The organism is Stenomitos rutilans, from assembly GCF_059505485.1.
Map to the genome: position 1 here is coordinate 85,605 of NZ_JCACKR010000044.1, position 20,526 is coordinate 106,130.

Annotated in this window: 12 protein-coding genes and 1 pseudogene; 8 read left to right on the forward strand and 5 right to left on the reverse strand. The window is 52.7% G+C overall.

What is annotated here, in order from left to right:
* Positions 1 to 23 precede the first annotated feature (23 nt).
* Both AC5JLP_RS07600 and AC5JLP_RS07605 read left to right on the forward strand, forming a co-directional pair.
* Positions 24 to 1,874 (forward strand): ShlB/FhaC/HecB family hemolysin secretion/activation protein, encoded by a 1,851-nt coding sequence (locus tag AC5JLP_RS07600; RefSeq protein ID WP_496067321.1) that lies wholly within the window; start codon positions 24 to 26, stop codon positions 1,872 to 1,874.
* A gap of 706 nt (positions 1,875 to 2,580) precedes the next feature.
* Complete coding sequence (locus tag AC5JLP_RS07605; RefSeq protein WP_496067322.1) at positions 2,581 to 4,035, forward strand: phosphoglucomutase/phosphomannomutase family protein; 1,455 nt, start codon at positions 2,581 to 2,583, stop codon at positions 4,033 to 4,035.
* Between the two features lie 124 nt (positions 4,036 to 4,159).
* Here the strand turns inward: AC5JLP_RS07605 and pyk are convergent, their stop codons facing one another.
* Both pyk and AC5JLP_RS07615 read right to left on the reverse strand, forming a co-directional pair.
* Positions 4,160 to 5,941, reverse strand: coding sequence for a pyruvate kinase (pyk, locus tag AC5JLP_RS07610; RefSeq protein WP_496067323.1), 1,782 nt, complete (start codon positions 5,939 to 5,941; stop codon positions 4,160 to 4,162).
* Between the two features lie 183 nt (positions 5,942 to 6,124).
* Positions 6,125 to 7,417, reverse strand: coding sequence for a HEAT repeat domain-containing protein (locus tag AC5JLP_RS07615; protein WP_496067324.1), 1,293 nt, complete (start codon positions 7,415 to 7,417; stop codon positions 6,125 to 6,127).
* A 159-nt stretch (positions 7,418 to 7,576) separates the two neighbouring features.
* On the opposite strand from AC5JLP_RS07615, the gene AC5JLP_RS07620 reads away from it, so the two are divergent.
* A complete protein-coding gene (locus AC5JLP_RS07620) occupies positions 7,577 to 7,939 on the forward strand; it encodes a hypothetical protein (RefSeq protein WP_496067325.1) in 363 nt (120 codons plus the stop codon).
* Positions 7,940 to 8,085: 146 nt separating this feature from the next.
* Here the strand turns inward: AC5JLP_RS07620 and clpP are convergent.
* Positions 8,086 to 8,703, reverse strand: a pseudogene (gene clpP / locus AC5JLP_RS07625) (ATP-dependent Clp endopeptidase proteolytic subunit ClpP); the annotation flags it as partial.
* Between the two features lie 280 nt (positions 8,704 to 8,983).
* Between clpP and AC5JLP_RS07630 the strand changes: the two are divergent.
* A complete protein-coding gene (locus AC5JLP_RS07630) occupies positions 8,984 to 13,804 on the forward strand; it encodes a translocation/assembly module TamB domain-containing protein (protein WP_496067326.1) in 4,821 nt (1,606 codons plus the stop codon).
* A 235-nt stretch (positions 13,805 to 14,039) separates the two neighbouring features.
* Here the strand turns inward: AC5JLP_RS07630 and AC5JLP_RS07635 are convergent, their stop codons facing one another.
* Both AC5JLP_RS07635 and AC5JLP_RS07640 read right to left on the reverse strand, forming a co-directional pair.
* Positions 14,040 to 14,393: a phenylpyruvate tautomerase MIF-related protein gene (locus AC5JLP_RS07635; RefSeq protein WP_496067327.1), complete on the reverse strand. Its 354-nt coding sequence runs from the start codon at positions 14,391 to 14,393 to the stop codon at positions 14,040 to 14,042.
* A gap of 69 nt (positions 14,394 to 14,462) precedes the next feature.
* On the reverse strand, positions 14,463 to 15,866 hold the full coding sequence (locus AC5JLP_RS07640) for an AAA family ATPase (protein WP_496067328.1): 1,404 nt from the start codon (positions 15,864 to 15,866) through the stop codon (positions 14,463 to 14,465).
* An 81-nt stretch (positions 15,867 to 15,947) separates the two neighbouring features.
* On the opposite strand from AC5JLP_RS07640, the gene AC5JLP_RS07645 reads away from it, so the two are divergent.
* The 4 genes from AC5JLP_RS07645 to AC5JLP_RS07660 all read left to right on the forward strand — a co-directional run bounded on the left by AC5JLP_RS07645 (position 15,948) and on the right by AC5JLP_RS07660 (position 20,235).
* Positions 15,948 to 17,627, forward strand: coding sequence for an aldehyde dehydrogenase family protein (locus tag AC5JLP_RS07645; RefSeq protein WP_496067329.1), 1,680 nt, complete (start codon positions 15,948 to 15,950; stop codon positions 17,625 to 17,627).
* Positions 17,628 to 18,004: 377 nt separating this feature from the next.
* Positions 18,005 to 18,310: an RNA-binding regulator gene (rbp, locus tag AC5JLP_RS07650; protein WP_496067330.1), complete on the forward strand. Its 306-nt coding sequence runs from the start codon at positions 18,005 to 18,007 to the stop codon at positions 18,308 to 18,310.
* Positions 18,311 to 18,840: 530 nt separating this feature from the next.
* A complete protein-coding gene (locus AC5JLP_RS07655; protein WP_496067331.1) occupies positions 18,841 to 19,338 on the forward strand; it encodes a YbjN domain-containing protein in 498 nt (165 codons plus the stop codon).
* Positions 19,339 to 19,512: 174 nt separating this feature from the next.
* A complete protein-coding gene (locus tag AC5JLP_RS07660; RefSeq protein ID WP_496067332.1) occupies positions 19,513 to 20,235 on the forward strand; it encodes a lipoate--protein ligase family protein in 723 nt (240 codons plus the stop codon).
* Positions 20,236 to 20,526 lie beyond the last annotated feature (291 nt).

Consider the following 20,526-nt stretch of genomic DNA (forward strand, 5'->3'; position numbering starts at 1 on the left):
AACCTTAAAAGAACGGGTAACACATGCAACGAAGGGGTCTTAGTTTTGAGTGTGGGGTTTCGATCGTGGGCACCGTTTTCTGGCTCTTGCCGACACAAGTGCTGGCGAACACGTCTGTAGATCTCTCTAGAGCCTTTACAGTCAACAATTCAAGTGCTCTGGTAGCACAGGTACCAACGCCGCCTTCAGGGCCAACACCACCCCTGGCACCGAATCCAACGCCACCCCTACTTCCTGATCCTAGCCAATTGTCACCCGATCCAAACCGCGATCGCCTGATTCAACCTGCTCCCACCCCAACGCCGCCAATACCAGAGCAGCCCATTTTGCCGCCCGCGCCATCCGCGCCACCAGAAACAGCGCCAGGAGAGCAGTCCCCTCAGCTCGATGTGACCCGTATCGAAGTAACGGGAAGCACCATCCTGGGTGCAAAAGAATTTGATCCAATTACCAAACCCTTAGAAAATCGCAAAGTCACGTTAGAACAACTGAGACAAGCGGCTGATGCCATTACCCAGCTTTACCTCGATCGGGGCTACATTACCTCACGGGCGATTCTGGCAGACCAGACAGTGACTAATGGAATCGTGCAGATTCGCGTAGTCGAGGGTTCACTGGAACGCATCGATATTGAAGGCACTCAGCGCTTAAACCCCAACTACGTTCGCAGCCGCATTCAACTTGGCACTCAGCCACCGCTCAGCCGCGATCGGTTAGAAGATCAGTTGCGCTTGCTCAAAGCCGATCCATTGTTCACCAACGTAGAGGCGAGTTTACGTCCAGGCACGAAGTTGGGACAGAGCATTCTAATTGTGCGGGTAGCAGAAGCCAAGGCGATCGACGGCTTATTGCAAACAGATAACTATTCACCGCCAAGCGTTGGTGCCGTTCGTTTGGGTGGAGCCATCAGCTATCGCAACCTGACAGGCATTGGTGATCAGCTTTCGGCCTCCTACTTCGGTACGACGCGTGGAGGGTCAGATGCCTTCGACTTTAACTACATTGCACCAATTAATGCGATGAATGGTACGGTGCAGCTTCGCATTGCGCCCAGCAAGAACCGCATTGTCGATCCTGCTTTTGCAGTGTTTGATATTCGCGGCAAGACCACCCTCTATGAGTTGAGCTATCGCCAACCACTGATTCGTACACCGCGTGAGGAATTTGCGCTGTCAGTTGGGTTTGCCATCCAAGATGGGCAGACCTTTCTCTTTAACGATATCGGTACTCCGTTTGGCATCGGCCCTGATGCCGATGGCAACAGCAAAACACGCGTCCTCAGGCTTGGGCAAGACTATGTGAGGCGTGATCCACAGGGAGCCTGGGCCTTTCGATCGCAGTTCAACCTGGGACTGGGCATTCTCAACGCTACCGAAAATGATTCGCCCACGCCAGATGGCCGATTCTTTAGCTGGCAGGGACAGGCGCAACGGGTACAGCGGTTGGGGAATAACAATCTGATCATTGGTCAACTCGATTTGCAGCTCACACCTGATAGTCTCTTGCCATCCCAACAGTTTGTCATTGGAGGTGGGCAATCGCTGCGGGGCTACCGTCAAAACGCACGCTCTGGTGACAATGGCTTTCGCTTCTCGATTGAAGATCGAATCACGCTGGGACGGGATGAAGCCGGATTACCCACCTTTCAGCTCGCACCGTTTTTTGATATGGGCACGATCTGGAATCAGTCAGACAACCCAAACCCACTTCCGTCGCAGCGTTTTCTCGCCGCGCTCGGCTTAGGACTGCTCTGGCAACCGCTGCCGCGCCTCAATCTACGGCTTGACTATGCCATTCCGTTTGTAGACTTGCGCGATCGGGGCAATGATGCCCAGGATGAAGGCTTCTATTTCAGCCTTACCTATCAGTTTTAAGCATGCCCTTAAAGGTATGGGAGGGAAGATGCAGAAGGTTGGGTTAGCGGTCAGCGGTTAGCGGAGAAGTTTTGAGTTAAAGAGCGGTCAGCGGTCAGCTATTAGCGGTCAGCTATCAGCCTTTTACCTTTAGGAATTACGCAAAAGCGGTCATCTTTCGCTCCCTAGGGCGTGCTTTAGAGCCCCCGGAAGCCCCCAACCCCCAAATTTGAGGGCTTACAAACCAGCTTCAAAGTCCCCCAGCATTGGGGGATTTAGGGGGCAGAAGCTATCAGCAATGAAACGATTGAAGCTTTAAAGCACTGCCTAGCCCCTAACTCATAGCCCTTTGGGCATACCCTTTGGGAAGCAAGCTACAAGAAAGGGGGAACCGAGCCAATTAAAGCCCCCAGAATTGAGAGTTGGGGGGCCAAATGCGTAAGTCCTAACCTTTTACCTTTTGCCTTTTGCTATAAGCGGAGCAAAGGCAGCAACCGGGGTGTTGGCTCATTCTTCATGCTGTTTTGAGCGATGAAAGCTGTTCTGTAAAGGTTTTATAAAGCTGTGGTAGCAGTAAATTGTGAAGCGTGATGCTGAAAGCGACAGCCATCGGTTGTATTGCCGCTAGCAGAGATCTTTTTTTGCAGGGCTAGAGGGTAGCTGAAGGAGTAGTTCTCCGCATACACTCGAAGGGCAAGAATCGAAAGCACGTAAGGCTGTCCCGTTCATGAATCACCCCTCTCCAACGTCGGTTAGCTCCACTCCGATCAAGTTTGGTACAGATGGTTGGCGCGGACTGATTGCCGCCGATTTTACGTTCGATCGCCTGACGCAGGTGGCACCGTTAGCCGCACAGGTTCTGGCAAATGTCTATGGCACCACCGCCGCAAATAAACTGGTCATTGTGGGGTACGATCGCCGCTTCCTCTCTGAAGACTTTGCCCTGGCGACGGCAGAAGCGGTGAGAGACGCTGGTTTTGATGTGTTGCTATCCGACGGATATGCCCCAACGCCTGCATTTAGCTGGGCTGCCAAGCAATACAGTGCCCTCGGTGCCCTGGTGATTACAGCCAGCCACAATCCCGGTCGTTACTCTGGCTTGAAGGTGAAAGGTGCCTTTGGTGGCTCAGTTCCACCGTCGGTCACGCAGCAGATTGAAGCCCTTTTAGCAGAAGGCAAAACGGTCACAGGCACACCAGGAGTACTGCAAACCCTTGATCCCTGGGAAGGCTACTGCCAGGGGTTAGAAACAAAGGTCGATATTGCCGCGATTCGTCAGGCGATTCAGCAAGGGACGCTCACTGTATTTGCCGATGTGATGCATGGTGCAGCGGCAGGTGGGCTAGAAAAGCTGCTCAAAACGCCGATTCGAGAATTGCACAGCGATCGCGATCCGCTCTTTGGCGGCGGCGCACCCGAACCACTGCCACGCTACCTCACGGACTTTTTTGATCATATTCGTGCCTACCGTCAGGAACACCCAACAGGGCTTTCGGTGGGGTTGGTGTTTGATGGCGACAGCGATCGCATCGCTGCAGTGGATGGGCAAGCCAATTTTCTCAGCTCACAAATCTTGATTCCCGTTTTAATCGAACATCTGGTTGCCAATCGTGGCTTTAACGGCGAACTGGTCAAGACTATCAGCGGGTCTGACCTCATGCCCAAAGTGGCGGCCCTATATGGCTTGCCTGTCTTTGAAACTCCAGTGGGCTACAAGTACATCGCCGATCGCATGTTAGAAACGCAGGTACTGCTAGGCGGCGAAGAATCGGGCGGTGTTGGCTATGGCAATCACATTCCCGAACGCGATGCGCTGCTGTCAGCGCTGTATGTGCTGGAGGCGATCGTACACTCTAGTCTCGATTTAAGTGATCTCTATCGCAGGCTCCAGGAACGGACGGGCTTTTTCTCCAGCTACGATCGCATTGATATTCCCCTTGCCGGAATGGACGTGCGGGCAAAGTTGCTCGACCAACTGCAAACCAGCCCGCCCACCGAAATTGCCGGACAAGCCGTCATCGACTGCCTCTCCGTTGATGGGTACAAGTTTCGTCTGGCAGACCAAAGCTGGCTGCTCATTCGCTTTAGTGGCACTGAGCCTGTACTACGCCTGTACTGTGAAGCCGCAACGTTGGAACAAGTCCACAAGACGCTCCACTGGGCAAAAGATTGGGCGAATTAAGGCGCGATGACAGTGGGATGACAGTAGGATGGAAGATGCCGGGGACGTGGGGAAAGTGAAGAAAGCGTTTTGAGCGGTCAGCTATCAGCGGTCAGCTTCTGCCCTCTGCCCCCTGCTTTTCCCACTAAACGGGTAGCGCCGATTCTACCTGATTGGGAATGCTCGCACCGGAGTAGACCAAGCCTCGTTGCAAGTCAAGTGTGATGATGTCTCCGTTCCGAATGGCGGAGGTGGCGTTTTTCACGCCCACGATCGCGGGAATGCCCAGTCGTAGCCCGATCGCGGCGGCGTGGCTGGTCAAACTACCTTCTTCGGCAATAATGCCAGCGGCTTTCCGAATCGCTTCAATTAACTCAGCGCCTGTATGCTGCGCGATCAAAATCTCGCCAGGACTGAAGTGGCTGATGTCAGCACTGCTGTGGATGACCCGTGCCTTGCCGCTCACCATGCCCTGACCAATGCCGACACCCTTACCCCGCACGGCAGTGACTACTTCCACCTTAATTAAATCGGTCGAGCCAGAAACCCCTTGTAGCGTGCCAGCCGTCATCACGACCAGATCACCCTCGCAGAGAAGCTCCTTTTCCTGTGCCACATTCAGCGCGGCCTGGAAGGTTTGCCCGGTGGACGGTAAATCAAGCACCAGCAGAGGCTTTACGCCCCACACAAGCTGAAGCTGCCGCGCGACATCCACATGCGGCGTGATAGCTAGAATCGGTTTCGTAGAACGGAATTTAGAGACATTGCGTGCCGTCGCTCCGGTTTTGGTCAACGTCATGATGGCCGCTGCATCGAGTTGGTCGGCAATTTGGCTCACGGCATGGCTAATCGCATTGGGGATCGATCGCCCTCGATCCTCGATCGTCTGCTTCCAATTTTCCTGCTCAATCCGCACGGCGATCCGTGCCATCGTTGCGACCGCTTCAACGGGATGCTTGCCTACTGCCGTTTCGTTAGACAGCATCACCGCATCTGTGCCGTCGATAATGGCATTTGCCACGTCCGAAATTTCTGCGCGGGTTGGGCGAGGGCTATGCACCATGCTGTCGAGCATCTGTGTCGCGGTAATAACCGGAATGCCCATCCGATTTGCTGTCGCAATCAACCGCTTTTGCAACACGGGCACATCTTCGGCGGGCAGTTCCACACCCAGGTCGCCCCGCGCCACCATGACCCCATCACTAATGGAGAGAATGGACTCCATTTCTTCGATCGCTTCGTGCTTCTCGATCTTGACGATGACCGGGACGTTTTTACCCGCACTGGAAATCAGTTCTTTAATTTCCAGCACATCCTGCGGGTTGCGGACAAAGCTGAGGGCCACCCAATCTACACCCTGATCTAGCCCAAAGGTCAGGTCTTTGCGATCTTTGTCAGTGAGCGCTTTGATCGACAGGTAAACGCCGGGAAAATTCACCCCTTTGTTGTTGGAGAGCGCTCCGCCAACCACCGTGACACAGTGAAGTTCGCGTGCGGCCCGATCGACCTTCTCCACAAACATTTCCACCTTGCCATCATCCAGCAAAATGACCGATCCTTCAGGCACCTCATCTGCTAGCGGTTCATAGGTGATGGAGCTAATGGTTTGAGTGCCTTCTAGAAGCTTGCTGGTCAGGGTAAAGCGATCGCCTTTGTTGAGAATAATCGACCCATTTCCAAACCGACCCAACCGAATTTTGGGGCCTTGCAAATCCTGGAGGATGCCTACAGGCTGATTTAATTCAAAGGAGGTTTGGCGGATCAGGCGAATACTACGCTGGTGATCCTCATGCGTTCCGTGGGAGAAATTAAGGCGCAAGGTTGTGGCTCCGGCCTCAATCAGGTCACGTAGAGCCTCCGGGCTACTGGTCGCTGGGCCAATGGTGGCAACAATCTTTGTTCGGCGTTGGGTATTCGGCAGCAGCATGAATTGTCAGCTTGGATGAATAAGGAGAGTGCCAAGGGCAGGCTGGCACAGGCAGAATCAGTCAGTGTATCGACTAGCGTCAGTTTGCCGCATTGTACAGTGTCCGTGCAAGGGTGTGAGTAAAGGAGTTGTTGGTTGCTAGTGGTTGGTTGCTAGCTGAGGGTTGCCAACTGTCATCAATGGCTACCATTCCTGAAGCGCGATCGCCGCTCCCTGCTTAAGGGCTTCTGGCACATCAGAGCGGTTGACCAGGCTTTTGAGCCGTTGGTGAGCCGTGGTTGCATCCAGGGCTTTGAGGGCAGCGATCGCATGGAGTCGTACACTCATTTCTTCACTCGCTAAAAGCTGTATCAGGGTTTCGAGCGTCTCTAATTGGCTCAGTGCGCCCAGACCGTTGGCGATCGCCTGCTTCAGCATCGGTTGCTCAACCACAAAAGGGATTGCCAGTGCCTCCGCTAACATTTGAGCCGCTTGAGGCTTGGCATCGTCGGTTTCCCAACGTCCGATCGCGGTGAGAACGGTTTGATAAAGCGGCAGGGAGGCAGGCTGGTTGAATTGATGCAGGGTTTGTCGTAGATAGTTCAGCGCGATCGTTGTGCCAATGCGATGGAATGCCCAAATGATCTCGGTTTGCAACAGCACTGAAGTCTGTGGAGCCTTTAGCACTCCAAAGAGGGCATCTGCGGCTGCATCAGAGCCTAACCGTCCGAGGGCGATCGTGGCTGCCTGACGTACCGCTGCATCCTGATCCTGAAGACACCCTGACAGCAAGCTAACGAGGTCGGACTGAAGGGCGGAATCGTTGCAAAAGCCCAGTTCTTCGACCGCTACTTGTTTGACCATTGCGTTTTGATCCTGTAGCCCCTGGATGAGTACGGGTGGTGTGCGGGGATCATGAAAACTGCCCAGTGCGCCGAGCGCGATCGCCCGTATAGTTGGATTGGGATCACCCACCACACTAAGAAGCGGATCAATGGTTTCTGTGCGACGAATGATCGCCAGCGATTGCACCGCGAACAGGCGAGTGTCGTCCTGTGCCAGCATCTCTGTCAATGCCGCAATCACTGGACTACCGATATGCGCCAGGGCTTCAGCCGCAATGCTTCTCAATTCATCCTGGTCGGTGGTTTGCAGCAGTGCCAGCAACGCTGTAACGACGTTCGGCTGGGGATAAGCACCCAGCGCACGGGCTGCAAACCAACACGCATCTGCATCAGTTTCATCATCTCGAAGCAGGGCAATTAGGGGATCAATGGCCTGATCCCCAAAGGCAGGCAGCAGTTTAGCAATATCCCATCGCTCTTGAAAGTCGCCTGCTTCAAGGATGGCGATCGCCAGCTCTAAGGCACGCTCTGATGTGCGGTTGGAAAGCTCTGCGGCGGTGCGATCAACCAACCATTGCTGCAAACATTGATGTACCAGACACCAATCGCCTTGCTCAAACGCAGCCTCAGCCTGCTCTAATCCATTTGACATGCGTCTAAGACTACAGTTGCCTCATTTTGACACAATGGCTTTGCCTGAACGATCGTGGTTGCAAAAAAGTCTAGAGCGCTCACTCCCAATGATTGACATGAACCACCATCGCACATCAACCGTCTAACGTCGTGAGAACTCTCAACAGATGGTGATTTCATGAAACGATCGACCGCGACCACAATGCTTCTAGGGATGCTCCTTATTGGCGGCGTCTCTGCATGCTCCCAGCCCAATGCGTCAGAATCACCCCAGACAGATACGATGTCATCCGGTGCGGCACCATCAGATAAGGCTCGATCGCCAGAACGGGCACAGCGACGCGAAGCCATGCGTAAGCAGATTGAAGCGGTGCTAACTCCTGAACAGTCGCAGCAACTCCAGGCAAAACTGCAACAGGGCGTAAGAATGCGCGAGGCAATAGCAAGTCTCGACCTGACACCAGAGCAAAAGACCAAAATTCAAGACATGATAAAAGCTACCCGTGCTCAACGTCAGGGGCAAGCAGGTACATCTCAATAGCTGAAGTTAGCGGTCAGCAGTCAGTCTTCAGCATTTAGAGAAAGCGCGATCGCAAAGCCGCACTCTACAGAGATGCTATTTTGTGACATCATCCCAAACAATAATCTCTAAAGCCTCGTTCGGCTGATCGCTGACCGCTGATCGCTCTACTTCAAAACAGCCGGACGAGTGGCAGACGGACGGCGATCGATCACCTGATCAACCAACCCGTACTCCTTTGCTTCTTCGGAAGACATAAAAAAGTCGCGTTCGGTATCTTCTTCAATGCGTTCGATCGGCTGACCTGTATGCTCTGCCAGCATTTCATTCAACCGCTGCTTGTGGTACAGGATTTCTTTCGCCTGAATCTCAATGTCGGTTGCTTGGCCCTGGGCGCCACCCAGCGGTTGGTGAATCATAATCCGCGAGTGAGGTAGACTCATCCGCTTACCTTTGGTACCAGCGCTCAGCAAAAACGCGCCCATACTAGCAGCTAACCCAACGCAAATCGTCGAGACATCGGGGCGAATATGCCGCAGCGTATCGTAAATACCCATGCCTGCTGAGACAGAGCCACCGGGAGAGTTGATGTACAGATAGATATCTTTTTCCGGATCTTCAGCATCCAGAAAGAGCAACTGAGCCACAATCAAATTTGCCAGGTCGGCATCAATTTGCTGTCCCAAAAACACAATCCGCTCTCGCAGCAGCCGCGAGTAAATGTCAAAGGCACGTTCGCCCCGACCAGATTGCTCAATGACGGTAGGAATCATGGCATTTGCCCTCGATCGGTTTTTATCATTCTACCGATTTGAGCGAGTGACGGGTGAGGGGTAGGGGCAGAGCAGAAAGGAATAGGGGGAGCAAAGGGAACGGGGGAGGCAGGGGTCGGGGGAGGCAGAAGGATGAGAGATGAAGGTAAAGAGTAAAAGGCAAAAGGCAAAAACTGACTTCTGACCGCTGACTCCTACTGCGCCAAAATTTTTAATTTAAAAGTTGCGAGAGTATGAGAGATTCGCAAGTGTAAGCAGTATATTGGCTCCAGTAGTCACCCCTCCCCCACAAATGACGAACTTGCCAAGCCCCGATAACGACCCTGGTTCAGGTTCTAGCAGGCGCTCACGATCGCGTTTACTGAGACGAGTTGGGATTCCTTTAGGTGTTGTAGCGCTGGCTGGCGTGGCAGGAGGTGCTTGGTACAGCTGGGTGTTTGTCAACGAAAAGCTGGCTCCACTGGTAGAGTCAAACTTAAGTGAATCGCTGAAGCGCCCGGTGAAATTAGGTCGGGTTGAGCGCTTTTCGCTCACCAGTTTGCGCTTTGGGGCTTCATCGGTACCCGCAACGGCCACCGATCCCGATCGCGCGACCGTTCAAGCCGTCGATGTCGCGTTTAACCCGATTCGGTTACTGCTCACTCGCAATCTGAATCTGGATATCACACTGGACAAGCCAGAACTGTATCTTGAGCAGGCACCCGATGGCACCTGGATTTCGGTGCAAATCTCAGATGAAGAGAGCAAAGGGCCTGTCAAAACTGAACTGCAAGCAATTCGCTTTAAAGATGCGAGAGCGGTGTTGGTGGCAGCGGGTAAAACGGGAGGCAAGGCTGTTCCGGTTAATCTGTCTCAACTGAACGGTAGCGCTAGCTTTTTTGACCAAAATCAACGCATTACCTACGAACTCTCAGGGCAATCAGATACAGGCGGTCAGTTAAAGCTCAATGGCGAAACGCTGCGATCGCCGTCGCAGACAAATTTACAGGTACAGGGGCAGAATTTTGCCTTGACGGAAATCGATCGCCTCGTCAAACTTCCGGTCAACTTGCCAGCCGGACGGGCGAACGGCAATATTGCTGTACAGATTCGCCCCAATCAAAAAACGCCTTATCTATCGGGCACTGCTACCTTTACAGGGGCAACGCTGGCGATTCCCAAAGTACCCTACACCTTTACGCAGGCAAAAGGTGAGCTACAACTGCAAGGAACGCTGTTGACCCTGGAGAATACAGAAACCCTGTTTGGTAAGAGCAAAATTCCCGTTCAGGCAAGCGGCACACTGGATTTTGATCAAGGGTTTAACCTTACAGCGCGGGTGAAGCCTGTCAGCATTGCTAAAGTGCTAGACACCTTTCAGTTGAAGCTACCTGTACCCGCATCGGGTGAAGTACTGGCAGATTTGAAGGTCACGGGAGCAACGCAGCAGCCTGTCATTACGGGCGTGGCTCGAAATACGAAACCAGGGAAGGTCGATCGTGTTGACCTCAGTAAGTACAGCGCTAAATTTCAACTGGCGACTGCCAATCAAACGCTGACGATCGCCGATGTACAGGCTACTCCGGCAGCAGGTGGACAAGTCACTGGAGCAGGCCGGGTTAAACTTAGCAATCCGGTACAACTGGCGTTTAATGTCCGGGCAGTTGGCATTCCGGGTGAGCCGATCGCGAGTGCCTATACAGGGGGAAATGCGTCGCCCGTTGCGATCGGCCGCGTGAATGCGCAGGCGATCGTCACAGGCACGGCCACCAATCCCCGTACCTTCGTTCGCTGGCAGGCACCCGAAGCGCAATATGCTGGTTCAGGCGAAATCATCATCGCCAATGGCGTGACGACGCTTCAGAATACCAACTTTGCGGTGGCTGGCGGCACGGTCAGCGCTCAGGCAAGAGCCGCAAATGGACGTTGGCAGGCACTGGTGACTGGCTCCCAAGTGCAGCTCAGTCGTTTTTCTTCAGGCTTACGAGGGTTATTTAACGGAGCCGTTTCCCTTTCTGGATCGTTGTCTAACTTCAGCCCAGCCAGCGTGCGTGCGCAGGGGCGGGCGCGACTATCGCAAGGGGTTTCGGTCATTGCAGAACCGCTCGATGCACAGTTTGCCTGGGATGGACAAAAGGTTGTTCTGCAACGCGCCACCGCTCCGGGCTTTAGCGCCGCTGGAAACATCTACGCACGTCTGACGGGCACCCCAGCCATTACAGCGCTGGATCTGAACGTCCGCACGACCAACTACAACTTGCAGGCGATCGCGCTTCCCATTCCCAAAACAGTTGATTACTCCGGACGGGTAGACTTTGCGGGACGCTTAACGGGTGATTTGACCAATCCCAACATCAACGGGGGCGTAACCTTACGCCAGTTTGCCGTCAATGGTACCGCCTTTGAATCGCCGCTGCGAGGAACTCTGCGCGTCGCAAGAGGTGTGGCGTTAAATCTGGTCGGTCAGCAAGACCGCATTGCGCTGACGCTCGATTCAACCTACCAGATTAATACGTTTGACCTTCGGCGTGGTCAAGCGGTGGCAACAGGGAGGCGACGGGGCGATGTGCTGCTGGTCAATGCCGAACGCTTTCCGTTGTCGTTCTTGAATACCCCTGCAACGGCAGCCTTCTTTCCCCTATCGGGTGAACTCAATGGCAGTGTAGCAGTGAATCTAAGCCGCTTGCGATCGGGCGATTTGAGTCAGCTCAGCGCCAACGGACAATTCACCTTGACCAATCCGACGATCGGCACCTATCGCGCCGATCAATTCGGTGGACGGGTTAGCCTCTCCAACGGTGTTGCCACCCTTTCTGGAGCTGAGCTACGTCGGGGACAAAGCCGCTTTCAACTGGATGCCAGCGCTAAGCTTGCTGGTATAGACCCGCAGTTTCAAGCGCAGTTGACGGTGCCGCAGGGGCAACTTCAAGATGTCCTGGAGTTGCTGCAATACTTTCAGTTGTCGGACTTTGCGCGGGGTGGAACATTACCCACCTACGGCACAGCCGCTGATTTGGAGACTGTACCCGTAGAGTTAGCCAGCACACCGTTATTAACTCAAATCCGCCGCATCGCTGAAATTCAAGCTCTGAAAGCGCAACTAGCGGCCCGTCAGCAAGCATCACCGCTCCCCGAATTGAGCGAACTCAAAGGGGCATTCAGTGGCACCATCAGTGCTTCGGGATCGTTGCGAAAAGGCATCAGCGCTAACTTCAACCTGCGGGGACAAGACTGGCAGTGGGGCAGCGCGCTTTCCGCCAAGCGAGTGGTGGCAAGAGGCAGCTTTGAGAATGGCATTGTGACGCTTCTCCCCCTACGATTCCAGTCCGATCAATCCCTGGTTACATTTTCAGGTCAGGTGGGTGGGTCAGCGCAGTCAGGCCAGTTCCGTATGGAGAATATTCCCGCCGATCGTCTGACCGAATTATTTAACCTGCCGCTTAATGTGCAAGGCAACCTGAATGCTACAGCAACCATCACGGGTAGCCAGAATAATCCTCAAGTGGTGGGGCTGTTAAGCCTGACGGATGGAGTGTTAAACGGCACCGACATTCAGCAAGCCCAGGGCAACTTTGGCTATAGCAATGCTCGTCTCAACTTTGGTAGCCGACTGTTGATTAGCGGCAATGAACCGATTACGCTCACTGGCAGCATTCCGCAAAAACTACCGTTTGCCTCGGTTGAACCCGATAATGATCAAATTCGGCTCAGCGTGAATGTCAAAAATGAAGGACTGGCGCTACTCAACTTACTCCAAAATCAGGTTGCCTGGGTCGATGGCAAAGGTCAGGTGAATGCTGAAGTGCAGGGTACGCTCAGACGACCGATCGCAACAGGTACCGCTAGCTTTGAAAATGCGACTCTGCAAGCCCGCGCCCTGCCCGAACCTCTAAAAGGCGTAACGGGCACCATTCGGTTTGATCGCGATCGACTGCGGGTGGATAATGTCACCGGGCAGTTTACGCGCGGCAATGTCACGGCGGCTGGTGTGCTGCCCATTTTTGCAGCCTTGTCTGCCAACGATCCCGATCGCCAAACGCCCCTTAATGTGAACCTGAACAAGGTCGGCATCAGTCTCAAAGGGCTGTATCAGGGTGGAGTGGATGGAGACGTTCAAGTGGTCGGCTCGGCTCTCAATCCCATCATTAGCGGTATTATTCAGCTTTCTAATGGACAGGTGCTGCTCACCAGTGCAGGGGGCGGCAACGCAGGTGCAGGCAGTGGAGCGACATCAGGTGGAGCAACCGCAGGCTCAACGAGCACGTTTGGCGGTAATAACGTCATCACCTTTGATGATCTCAGCATTACGTTAGCCAATGGCGTTCGGGTGGTAAGCGCCCCGTTACTAAGCTTTGTCGCCACAGGTGGCCTTACCATCAACGGCCCACTGGATGACCTGCGCCCCAAAGGGCTGGTTAGCCTCAAATCAGGTCAAGTCAACCTGTACACCACTCAATTCACGCTGGCTCGTGGCTATCCCCAAACGGCTGAATTTGTTGAGAAACAGGGGCTTGATCCCAACCTCAATGTACGCCTGATTGCCTCGGTTGCTGAAGTCACCAATAGTCGCCTGCCCACTTCAACCATTTCCTCTGAAGTCAACGACTCTAGCCTCACAACGGCCTCTGCCTATGGTTCGTTACAAACAGTGCGTATCCAAGCACAGGTGCAAGGGCCAGCCAGCCAGTTGGTGAATAATCTCAGACTTACCAGCAGTCCCGCCCGCAGCGAAGCCGAGATTGTGTCCCTTTTGGGCGCGAGTTTCGTCAGTACATTAGGGCGAGGCGATACGGCTCTGGGTATTGCCAATCTGGCCGGGTCTGCGTTGCTCAGTAACATTCAGGGGGTCATTGGCAATGCGCTCGGACTGAGCGAGTTTCGGCTTTTCCCCACCGTCACACGACCCGATCGCGCACGCGATACGAGCAGCGGCGGTTCAACGCTCGGCTTGGGTGCAGAGGCAGCCCTCGACATCACGCCCAGTATTTCCCTTTCAGTGTTGAGAATCTTGACCTCAAACCAACCGACCCAATTTGGTCTGCGCTATCGCTTGAATGATCAATTACTGCTGCGCGGTTCCAGCGACTTTTCGGGAGATAGCCGCGCGGTTGTGGAATACGAGACACGGTTTTAATACCAGTTTTGAGTTTTGAGTTTTAAGTGACCAAACCTACGTAGTATCGCTGGTTAGAGTACCTTATCTGTAGCTCAATGAAAGGGAAATGTATTAGAAAAAAGCTGACCGCTCAAGAAGAGGTTGATTATTAGAAGACAACTGATCACTGACTGCTGATCACTCTTCAACTCAAAACTCAAAACTCAAAACTCAAAACTTCTCTACCGCCCACTGACCGCTAATCGAAACACATCTACCCAAACGTCGTTCCGTTCCATCCCCACAGATAGCCTTTGGCATCGGCAAATTCCAGGTAGATCCGTTGCTTGGGTACCGCGATCGCCTGCTCAATCTGCTGGGAAAAATCCTGACTCATGGCTTGCGTTTGGGTAGGGGTAAAGCTACCAATACTTTTCACTTCAACGTAGCAAACAGGTTCCAGCGTGCCAGCAAAGGTCATGCTGACACCTGGCTTAAAGGCTGTCATCACATAGGATTCTGGCTTACCTGTATGTTTTGCAAGACTTGCCGAAAGGGCTTTGAGCAAAGTTTCCACACTGGCTTTGTCCGGTTCAGAGATGGAGGTTTGAACGTTGATGAGGGGCATAGGAGAAGACCTGTAGACGATGTGATCAGTCTGCCATGAAATGCTGCTCTACACTCCACACCCTGTCCCCTACACCCCCTCCGCGCCTTCTCCTTCCCTGGGCACCACCGTTTCTATCGGCGGAATATCTTCAGGCTCCAGCGTGGTTAAGACTTCATCTGTCAAAGTTGTGATCACTGCTAGGCGATTGGCTTGCTGCTCGATCGTTTTCTCAAAGAGGTTTCGTACCAGGCGAGCATTGCCAAAGGTGCGATCGCGGCGATCGTACAACGTGTTGAGCAAGGTATACAGTGCTTGATTCGTCGCCTCAGTCGGTTTGAAGTGCCCGTCACGACACAGCTTTTGAAAAATGGCGAGCAGTTCATCCGGCGTGTAGTCTTTGAAGTAAAAGTAGCGGTTAAAGCGCGATTTTAGCCCCGGATTGGATTCAATAAACGTTTCCATTTCGTCGGTGTAGCCCGCTACGATGACCACCAGACGGTTGCGATAGTCTTCCATGCGTTTGATCAGGACATCGATCGCTTCCTGCCCAAAATCCTGAGTCGAGTTGGGCGGTTTCAACGCATAGGCTTCGTCCACAAACAGCACACCGTCTAGCGCTGAATTCACCAGGGCATTTACTTTTTCAGCCGTGCCGCCAATGTGAGAGGCCACCATACCCGCGCGATCGGTTTCTACCAGATGACCTTTTTCGAGAAAGCCCAATTCCTTAAAAATTTTGCCCATCAGCCTTGCAACAGTTGTTTTTCCCGTTCCCGGTGGGCCACTGAAGACGCAATGTAGGGAAGTGGGTGTTCTTGTCATACCGCGCTGCGATCGCGCCTGCTGCACCCTCAAAAAATTCGTGAGTGTTCTCACTTCGGTCTTAATGTTTTCCATCCCCACCAGACGGTTGAGTTCACCCAACACCTCTTCCACGTTTTGCACCGGGAGGGAGAAGCGATCGGGTAGATTTTCTTTCGTATTTTCTAGAGGACGATACGTGTGCAGCAGTTGCCAGATATGCGACAGCGCCTCCATTTCTTGCATGCTCACCGTACCATTGGCTTTCACCATTGCTTGAGCAAAACGATAGATCGCGTTCACCACAGACTCCAGGTAGCGAGTCCCCTTTTCCTGATCAAGCGCATTAAGCATAGATGGCAGGGTTAACTGTGGGGGTTGTTTTTGGGAAGCCGTCAGATCTAGCAATAGCTTCACCGTTGTCTTTTCGGCATCCCGCCTTGCCTCTGAAGAACGATCCCACTCTTCAAGCGCCAACCGAAGCTTCGGTGCGTCCTGCTTAACCAGCGCAAAAAGCACCAGAAAGGCCAGCAATTCATCGGCGGTGAGTGCCCCATTGCTGCGACCACAAAGCTGTACGATCGTCGCCAGGTCGGTCAAGAATACTGCTTCAAACCCCTCTCGGTCTAGGAGCGGTAACACCGTCTTGTATAAAAGGTTCGCTTCTTTTTTGATCTCCCGCTGATTCACAAATATCTCCTCTGAGGCTGAAGCGTGGTAGCTTGAATGGCGCTGGCACCGCTGTCGTTATTCTACTGGCGATGACTTCCTATGATTGATACTCCACTCCCTTCAATCGATGAAACATCTCTGGAACAGGCAGATGCGATCGCTGCTCGCCTGCATCAGCGTAAGGATACCTGGTTAAACATCAGCCTGACTGATCGCATCACCTATCTCCAACACTGTCTGGATGATGTGATGACGGTAGCCTCTGATTGGGCAGCCGTCGCCTGTCGTGCGAAAAGCATTGATCCTGCAAGCCCGTTGGCAGGGGAAGAATGGTTTGTAGGCCCCACCGCAACCGTTGCCGCGTTGCGATCGCTCATTGTGGCTTTGGAGGCAAAAGGGCAACCTCGGCCCGTCAAACTGCGAACTCGTGCGAATCAAACGATCGCGCAAGTCTTGCCCGCCAACTGGATGGAGCGCTTACTGTGGCTGGGCTTTGTGGGCGAAGTCTGGCTACAACCAGAATACGAACCAACCCAGGGACGGGTGTATCGGCAAAAACCAGAAGCTGGAACAGTAGCGCTCGTGCTGGGAGCCGGAAACGTCTCGTCGATCGCGCCGCTTGATGCTCTCTACAAGCTTTTTGCAGAAGATGCAGTCGTCTTGCTCAAAATGAATCCCGTAAATGCCTACATGGGAGCGGTTCTGGAGAAGGCGTTTCGATCGCTACGGCAGGATGGCTTTTTAGAGATTGTCTATGGTGGTGCCGAACTGGGTCGGCATCTATGCCAGCATCCCCTGATCGAAACCATTCATATCACGGGTTCCCATCACACTCATGATGCGATCGTTTGGGGCAGTACGCCAGATGAACAAGCCCAGCGCAAGGCAGCGCGTCAGCCGCTCATCATAAAACCCGTCACGTCAGAACTAGGATGCGTCACGCCAGTGATTGTCGTACCCGGTCACTGGTCAGAGGCAGACCTTGCCTTTCAAGCACGACATATTGCTGGGATGGTCGCGCATAACGCCAGCTTTAACTGTGCCGCCGCCAAAGTTATCGTCACTGCAAACGGCTGGACACAGCGAGAAGCCTTTTTAGCCAAACTTCAGCAGGAGCTAGCCCAAACGCCAGCCCGCAAAGCTTATTATCCTGGAGCATCGGAGCGCTATCAGGCGTTTTTAGAGCGGTATCCGCAGGCGATCGCGTTAGGAACCCCAACCGACACGCTTCCCTGGACGCTGATTCTAGACGTACCTGCACAAATAGGAGAGTATGCGCTGACCCAGGAAGCTTTTTGTGGTGTGTTGGCGGAAGTTAGCCTACCTGCTGCGGATGCAGAAGACTTTTTGTCACAGGCAATCGCGTTTGTGAATGAACAGGTCTGGGGCAATTTATCCTGCACGCTTTTGGTCGATCCGCAGACGGAGCAGCAGCTTGGAAAGGGGATGGAAGACGCAATCGCGCAGTTACGCTATGGGGCGATCGGCATCAACGTCTGGTCAGCCGTCCTTTTTTCGCTACCCATTTTTTCTTGGGGTGCTTTTCCTGGCAATTCGTTGCAAGATATTACCTCTGGTCGTGGCGTCGTTCACAATGCTTACCTCTTTGACCACCCACAGAAGTCGGTATTACGAGCACCCTTTCGGGGTTTCCCCCTGCCTATTTGGTTTGCTCGTCATCGCAACTTGTTGCAACTCGCGCGACGGTTCACAGTCCTTCAAGCAGCACCATCCTGGATAAGCCTACTCAAGGTTGTTCTAGCGGCTTTGCAAAGCTAAAGAATGAAAATGAAGTCACACCGAATTTTGTAGGATGTGATAAGTACTACTCATCATGCATTAATCCTTCTGTGAGCGATCGGCCGCTAGCGGTCAGTTTTCTTCCAACAACCAACAATCAATCAACTCCTTTAGCCTCTAGCCTTCTATAGACTTCGATCGTTTGTTAACTACGTACAATTTGAATGTTAAGTATTGTTTCGGTGTCGCAACCTGTAAGGGAGGAAAACACTTAAGGCAGTGTTATGATAACGAGTGAGAATAAGTAATCGGTTGCAGAATTTGTTTCTAGTCTTGACGAGTTTTTCACGTTTTGTATTGGCAGGCTTCTCTCCGAAATCTCACTCTCTACGACCTTCTGATTTTGGAGCCAATCTATGTCGATTTATGTAGGCAACCTCTCCTATGACGTTGCAGAAGCTGATCTGAGTTCTGTGTTTGCAGAGTATGGTTCAGTTAAAAGAGTTCAATTGCCCACCGATCGCGAGACTGGTCGCCCTCGTGGCTTTGGGTTCGTTGAAATGGGTAGTGACGCTGAAGAAGCGGCTGCCATTGAAGCACTCGACGGTGCTGAGTGGATGGGTCGCGATTTGAAAGTCAACAAAGCGAAGCCCCGCGAAGACAGAGGTTCTTCCTTTGGTGGTGGCGGTGGTCGTCGCAACAATAGCTTTTCTCGCAACTAATTTGCTACCAAGGTGGAGCGCTTCATGTGTGAGCGTCTTTAGGGAGACTCAGGCGATCGAGCCAGTTACTACCGCCAATCGTCTCAAAATATAATTCAAAAAGCTCAGGCCGTTGTGTCTGGGCTTTTTTTTGGATACATCTCAGGATTTACGCCAAGGAAGAAGGCATAGTTGGCTGGCAAAAATCCTGAAAGATCAAGCAATGGCAGCGCAAGGGCAACCAGGTAACCGGGTTAGAGGCTTGCCAGTGCCGTAAAGCACGGATTCAACGCACCCATATCAGTTGTGCCTTTCTGGTTTGGGTCAGCCTCAATGCCCTTGCTAAATGGGCGATCGATTGATCAGCTCAAGCACGGTTTACTTGATGACTACCTGTGTCGGAAACTCAAAAATCCGTCCCTCAAAATGGTTTTTGCGTAAATCCTGGTAGACTCAGAATGCCATACTGGTGAGATAACGGTAGAGATCGATGCGCGTTGATCTGCAACTCTACGTTTAACGCTTACCCATGTGATTGCACAGAACTTTCTATGACAACCTCCCAACCAAGCTCCACTACTTCTCCTCAGACCCCAGCGGATGAAGATGTCGTCAATTCTAGAACTGACAGCATCACTGCTACAAATATTGTGGATGTCATTGAGACGGTGATTGACAGTTTGGATAGCGACAACACCGCGATGGTTAGCACGATTGATGGCGGCTACATTTGGAAATTCAAGTACGGCACAGTTGAGGTGTTTGTTCAACTAACTGGGCTTTCTAATGAAGACACCATCAGTGCTTGGTCAACCGTTTTGAAGCTGCCAGCAAAAGATGAAGCTAAGCTCACTCGCAAGTTGCTTGAGTTGAACTGGTCTGGAACGTTAGAAGCTCGCTTCGCGATTTTGCAGAATGATGTTGTCGTGTTGTCGGCACGATCGCTGGCTGATCTCTCTCCTGGTGAGATTTCACGTGCAATTACCCTCGTTGCAACGATCGCCGACGAGCAAGATGAACCGCTTCAAGCCGAGTTTGGCGCAAGCTAAACCTGAACCGTGGTCGGTTGCCAGTTTTTAGAATGAGCTAGAAGCTGGAAAGCAGAGGACAGCATCACCCGTGCATTCAGCGTGTTTCTGCCTTTCGAGTGTTCTTGCACCCATGTGGCTCTTATGCAAACCTGGCGGATCATTCCACCTCTGAACGCGCCAGGGAGTGTTCAAATGGCGCTAGACTCCTGGTTGTTAGCCCAGCACCTGCAAGGGAAGCAGCCGTCAACACTGCGCTTTTATACCTGGAAGCCTGCTGCAATTTCGTTGGGCTACCATCAGCATCATTGGCCAGGGCATTGGCAACATTTGACCTGGCAAGGTGAACCACTGTCATTGATACGACGACCAACAGGGGGCCGTGCAGTCCTCCATCAGGGAGATTTAACCTATGCCGTTGTTATGTCGGGTTTGCCGATTAATCGGTTGCAGGCGTATCGAAGCATTTGCGAATTCTTGATCCAGGGTTGGCGATCGCTGGGTGTCGAGTTGCAATATGGGCAGGTTGGGCGAAGCTACATCCACAACCCTAACTGCTTCAGCACTGCAACGGGTGCAGATCTCGTCCTAGCAGATGGGTCTAAGCTTATTGGCAGTGCTCAACTGCGTCGTGGTTCAGGAGCCTTACAGCATGGCTCGATGCGCCTTTGCACTGATCCTGCCTTACATCAACAAGTTTTTAGCGTGGTACCAAAGCAACCGCTTCTTTCGTTGGCATTACCACCAGAAGCGCTGTTTGACACTGTAATCAACGCTTTGACGGTAGCAGCGGAAGGGTGCTTTGGAGCTACTTTTCAGGTAGAACCCCTATCGGCTGAAGAGTGGGAGTCTGTCTTGACGCATGGCGGAGAGTGGGGCGTTGAAAGCGAAGCAGCAACAGGTAGCACCGAAAGATAAAATTCGCCTTCAGTTGACGCTGTTCGTACCTAATATGAGTTAGACGAAAATTGAGAAATATTGCTAATTCTCAAAGTGAATGCTCACATGCTCACTGAGGACTAATTACTTTCACACAATCGGGGCTAACACTCTCAAAGGTTCATTCTCCTTGCGTTTGCGAAAACAGTTGCACGATCGACACAGCGAGGTTTAAAGGTTTTGACTGTGCGATCAAAAAATTATCGTAACAAACCCTTTACAAGTCTTGTGAATTTCGTTATGTTATGTGTACGGTTGCTTCTGCAATCG

Excerpts from the sequence above, each read along its gene's own strand:
- AC5JLP_RS07600 (WP_496067321.1), top strand. The coding sequence starts at position 24 with ATGCAACGAAGGGGTCTTAGTTTTGAGTGTGGGGTTTCGATCGTGGGC.
- AC5JLP_RS07605 (WP_496067322.1), top strand. The coding sequence starts at position 2,581 with ATGAATCACCCCTCTCCAACGTCGGTTAGCTCCACTCCGATCAAGTTT.
- pyk (WP_496067323.1), bottom strand. The coding sequence starts at position 5,941 with ATGCTGCTGCCGAATACCCAACGCCGAACAAAGATTGTTGCCACCATT.
- AC5JLP_RS07615 (WP_496067324.1), bottom strand. The coding sequence starts at position 7,417 with ATGTCAAATGGATTAGAGCAGGCTGAGGCTGCGTTTGAGCAAGGCGAT.
- AC5JLP_RS07620 (WP_496067325.1), top strand. The coding sequence starts at position 7,577 with ATGAAACGATCGACCGCGACCACAATGCTTCTAGGGATGCTCCTTATT.
- AC5JLP_RS07630 (WP_496067326.1), top strand. The coding sequence starts at position 8,984 with ATGACGAACTTGCCAAGCCCCGATAACGACCCTGGTTCAGGTTCTAGC.
- AC5JLP_RS07635 (WP_496067327.1), bottom strand. The coding sequence starts at position 14,393 with ATGCCCCTCATCAACGTTCAAACCTCCATCTCTGAACCGGACAAAGCC.
- AC5JLP_RS07645 (WP_496067329.1), top strand. The coding sequence starts at position 15,948 with ATGATTGATACTCCACTCCCTTCAATCGATGAAACATCTCTGGAACAG.
- rbp (WP_496067330.1), top strand. The coding sequence starts at position 18,005 with ATGTCGATTTATGTAGGCAACCTCTCCTATGACGTTGCAGAAGCTGAT.
- AC5JLP_RS07655 (WP_496067331.1), top strand. The coding sequence starts at position 18,841 with ATGACAACCTCCCAACCAAGCTCCACTACTTCTCCTCAGACCCCAGCG.
- AC5JLP_RS07660 (WP_496067332.1), top strand. The coding sequence starts at position 19,513 with ATGGCGCTAGACTCCTGGTTGTTAGCCCAGCACCTGCAAGGGAAGCAG.